Annotated in this window: 4 protein-coding genes; 3 read left to right on the top strand and 1 reads right to left on the bottom strand. The window is 48.5% G+C overall.

Annotated elements, in window-relative coordinates; all coding sequences use genetic code 11:
• Nucleotides 1-71: 71 nt before the first annotated feature.
• Together ACMHXE_RS19870 and rfbB are read left to right on the top strand one after the other, a co-directional pair.
• On the top strand, nucleotides 72-1052 hold the full coding sequence (locus ACMHXE_RS19870; RefSeq protein ID WP_000082736.1) for an IS5-like element ISEc68 family transposase: 981 nt from the start codon (nucleotides 72-74) through the stop codon (nucleotides 1050-1052).
• A 185-nt stretch (nucleotides 1053-1237) separates the two neighbouring features.
• Nucleotides 1238-2365 carry a dTDP-glucose 4,6-dehydratase gene (gene rfbB, locus ACMHXE_RS19865; RefSeq protein ID WP_335909216.1) on the top strand — a complete coding sequence of 376 codons (1128 nt, stop codon included), beginning with the start codon at nucleotides 1238-1240 and terminating at the stop codon, nucleotides 2363-2365.
• On the opposite strand, the gene ACMHXE_RS19860 is transcribed toward rfbB, so the two are convergent.
• Nucleotides 2362-3567: an RNA-guided endonuclease InsQ/TnpB family protein gene (locus ACMHXE_RS19860; protein WP_165564833.1), complete on the bottom strand. Its 1206-nt coding sequence runs from the start codon at nucleotides 3565-3567 to the stop codon at nucleotides 2362-2364. The genes rfbB and ACMHXE_RS19860 overlap by 4 nt on opposite strands.
• A 45-nt stretch (nucleotides 3568-3612) precedes the next feature.
• On the opposite strand from ACMHXE_RS19860, the gene tnpA reads away from it, so the two are divergent.
• Entirely contained in the window at nucleotides 3613-4029 is a 417-nt protein-coding gene (gene tnpA, locus ACMHXE_RS19855) for an IS200/IS605 family transposase (protein ID WP_335909953.1), read from the top strand.
• Nucleotides 4030-4103: the final 74 nt, after the last annotated feature.

Here is a 4103-nt window from a genome sequence, read left to right as displayed (position 1 = left end):
TAAGGAAGGTGCGAATAAGTCCGAGATGTGAGATCATCGTGTTGTAACCTGAACCCAGAATGAGTAACCGGATGAGCCAGCAACTGACTTTTGCCGACAGTGAGTTTTCCAGTAAACGCCGCCAGACCCGCAAAGAAGTTTTCCTTGGCAGAATGGATGACTTGCTTCCCTGGGACAAATTACTTGGCGTTATCGAGCCTGTGTATCCCAAGGCCGGTAATGGTCGCAGGCCCTATCCGCTGGAAACCATGCTGCGTATTCACTGCATGCAGCAATGGTACAACCTGAGCGATGAGGCCATGGAAGATGCCCTCTATGAAATCGCCTCCATGCGCCAATTTGCTCGCCTGTCACTGGATAAAGCCATTCCAGACCGCACTACCATCATGAATTTCCGGCATTTGCTGGAGCAGCATGAACTGGCCCGCAAAATCTTCAGTACCGTTAATCACTGGCTAGCAGAGTGTGGCGTTCTAATGACCCAGGGCACCTTGGTGGATGCCACCATCATTCAAGCCCCCAGCTCTACCAAAAACAAACACAACAGCCGTGATGAAGACATGCACCAGACCAAGAAAGGTAACCAGTGGTACTTCGGCATGAAAGCGCACATTGGCGTGGACGCCAAAAGTGGCCTGACCCACAGTCTGGTGACCACGGCGGCTAACGAGCACGACCTCAATCAGGTTGGCAAGTTACTGCATGGCGATGAAGAGTTTATCTCAGCCGATGCTGGTTATCAGGGGGCCGAAAAGCGCGATGAGCTCAGCGATGTCAGCGCAGACTGGCTTATCGCCAAGCGTCCCGGCAAAGTGAATGCATTGAAGCAACACCCGCGCAAGAACAAGCTGGCCATCCGTTACGAATACCTGAAAGCGAGTATCCGAGCGAAGGTTGAGCATCCATTTCGGATAGTAAAATGTCAGTTTGGTTTCGTCAAAGCCAGGTACAAAGGGCTGGCTAAAAATGACAGTCAACTGGCGATGTTATTCACCCTGGCGAACCTGGTTCGAGTTGACCAATTGATACGGGCACAGGCGAGATCTACCTGAAATGAGGAAATTGGCCTGAAACAGGGCCAAAATCAGCCACGAAGAGACGATTTTGGGCTGAAAATTGGAAAATTGAGCCACAGGACGTCGATAAAGGACGGTTTGGGGCGTCATATCGGGAGCTGCGGACCACTTAATCGCAGCTTCCCTAGCATGGCTAAACTCATCAAATCTGGTAGTGAAAAATGAAGATACTGGTCACTGGTGGGGCTGGATTCATTGGCTCTGCAGTTGTTCGTCATATTATCAACCATACTCAAGATAGCGTAATTAATGTCGACAAGTTAACTTATGCAGGCAATATCGAGTCTCTTGGCAGCGTAGAGAAAGATAAACGATACGCTTTTGAGCAAGTTGATATCTGTGACCGAGCAGAATTAGACAGAGTGTTTGATGAGCATAAGCCTGATGCAGTTATGCACTTGGCAGCAGAGTCTCATGTAGATCGCTCAATAACAGCTCCTGCTGATTTTATTCAAACAAACATAGTTGGTACTTACACCCTCCTAGAAGCGACTCGTGCATATTGGCACGAGCTATCTGATGATAAGAAGAGCGCTTTTCGTTTTCACCATATTTCTACCGATGAGGTTTATGGTGACTTACCTCATCCTGATGAAGTACAAAATTCAGGCGAGTTACCCCTATTCACTGAAGTCACACCTTATGCTCCGAGTAGTCCGTATTCGGCATCGAAAGCATCCAGTGACCACCTCGTTCGCGCTTGGTTGCGTACCTATGGTTTGCCAACAATAGTGACCAATTGCTCAAATAATTATGGCCCTTTCCAATTTCCTGAAAAACTGATCCCACTTGTGATTTTAAATGCGGTGGAAGGCAAGCCTTTGCCTGTTTACGGCAAAGGTGATCAAATTCGTGATTGGTTATATGTAGAAGACCACGCTCGCGCTTTGTATAAAGTTATCAAAGAAGGAAAAGTCGGTGAAACCTATAATATTGGTGGTCACAATGAAAAACGAAATTTGGAGGTGGTAAAAACAATATGTGCGATTTTAGACGAATTGATGCCTAAAGCTACTCCGTACGCGGAACAAATTACTTATGTGACAGATCGACCTGGTCACGACCGTCGCTATGCCATCGATGCTACCAAAATGAGCAAAGAGTTAAATTGGGTCCCTGATGAGACCTTTGAAACAGGGTTGCGGAAAACCGTGCAATGGTATCTTAACAATCAGGCTTGGAGTCAGCGAGTTCAGGACGGCTCTTATCAAAGACAACGCTTAGGTTTAATTTGTAACCTAATTGACATCCTCCTCGCCGTAAACGACGAGGATTCCTACTGCGGTTAGGCGCGAACGCCGGACTCGCTTCGGTGGGTTCCTGCTGCTGGCGGCATTGTTGCACCACTCACTTCACAGGCTAATCGGGCGTGTCCCGCCCTTAATACATTGATCGCGCCGACGACATCGGCGTTTTCTTCAAAGCCACATTCCACACAGGCAAACCGAGCTTGCGTGGCGCGGTTATCCTTCGATATGTGACCACAGCACGGACACGTCCGGCTGGTGTTTTTCGGTGGAACGGCGATCAGGTGGCCACCATTCCATGCCAGCTTGTAATCGAGCTGGCAACGGAACTCAAACCAGCCTTGATCAAGAATGGCTTTATTCAGGCCTGACTTCGCCCTAACATTCCTACCCTGTTGCTCGGCGGTTCCTGCCGCTGATTTTGACATGTTTTTGACCTGCAAATCTTCAATACAGACTATCGCGTGGTTTTTGCTAATGTCGTTTGAGATTTTATGCAGGTAGTCACGGCGGCTGTTGCCGATATTGGAATGAATGCGCTGAACTTTGGCTTTGGCCTTTTTCCAGTTATTGCTGAATTTTACCTTGCGGCTCATGGCCTGCTGCGCCTTGCGCAAAGCGGTTTCGTGCCGTTTGAAACTGTTGAGCGGGGCGTAAAAACGGCCATCGGACAGGGTGGCAAAGCGGGCAATGCCCATGTCAATGCCGATGGCATCGCCCTGATGCACGGCAATTTCAACTTCCCGCTCGGTCTGGATCGATACATACCACTTACCACAAACCTGACTGACCGTGACGTTTTTAATCTCACCTTCCACCGTCCGGCTGTTGCGGTAACGCAGCCAGCCGAGCTTGGGCAGGAAGAGTCGATTATTGCCTTGCTCCAGTTTCACCCCTTGTGGATAGCGAAAGCTATCTGACTGACCCTTCTTTTTGAAGCGCGGGAAGTCTGCTCGTTTGGCAAAGAAATTTTTGTACGCCCGATCTAAATCTTTCAGCGACTGTTGCAGCGTTTGAGAAGGTGAATCAGACAGCCATTTTGTTTCTGGCTCTGCTTTCCATTGTGGTAACAGATTATTCAGTTCAAAGGCCGATAGTTTCTTTTCACCCTGCTCATGTCGTTCTTTTTGCAACGCCAGCGCCTTGTTATAGACAAACCGACAAGCACCGGAGAAGCGGCGCATCTGGCGCTGCTGCTCTCCAGTGACAATCAGTTCGAATTTGTAGGCTTGCAGTCGTTGCATGGCTTGCTCATACTGTGTCAATACAACTCAATTATAGATTGGTCTATGGAAATTGAAAACGATTTAAGGCATGGCAGGCATTGCGTTTTTAAAATGCACGTTCATTTGGTCTTTGTAACAAAATACCGACGAAATGTCTTTACCAAAGAAGTGCTGGATGATCTAAAAATCTTTTTTGAAAAGGTCTGTCTTGATTTTGAATCAGAGCTGGTTGAGTTCGACGGTGAAGACGACCATGTGCATTTGTTGGTGAATTACCCGCCGAAGGTGGCCGTGTCGAATCTGGTTAACAGTCTCAAAGGTGTATCCAGCCGGATGATCCGAAAAAAGAATTACCCTTCGATCAAAAAGAAACTCTGGGGAGGTGCGCTCTGGTCGCCCAGTTATTTTGCGGGGAGCTGTGGTGGTGCGCCAATTGAGATCATCCGGCAGTATATTGAGCAGCAACAAACTCCGGCGTAGCCCTCAGAACGGCTTCGCCGTTGCGCTATTCATCCTCGCCCTGAACGGCGAGGTTTTCCGCGCTATCCGATAAA

The organism is Shewanella sp. BJSY2023SW007, assembly GCF_047314525.1.
Taxonomy (GTDB): Bacteria; Pseudomonadota; Gammaproteobacteria; order Enterobacterales; family Shewanellaceae; genus Shewanella; species Shewanella chilikensis.
This window is presented reverse-complemented; position numbering and strand designations above follow the sequence as displayed.

Coding starts and splice junctions, on each gene's coding strand:
- ACMHXE_RS19870 (WP_000082736.1), top strand. CDS start 72: ATGAGCCAGCAACTGACTTTTGCCGACAGTGAGTTTTCCAGTAAACGC.
- rfbB (WP_335909216.1), top strand. CDS start 1,238: ATGAAGATACTGGTCACTGGTGGGGCTGGATTCATTGGCTCTGCAGTT.
- tnpA (WP_335909953.1), top strand. CDS start 3,613: ATGGAAATTGAAAACGATTTAAGGCATGGCAGGCATTGCGTTTTTAAA.
- ACMHXE_RS19860 (WP_165564833.1), bottom strand. CDS start 3,567: ATGCAACGACTGCAAGCCTACAAATTCGAACTGATTGTCACTGGAGAG.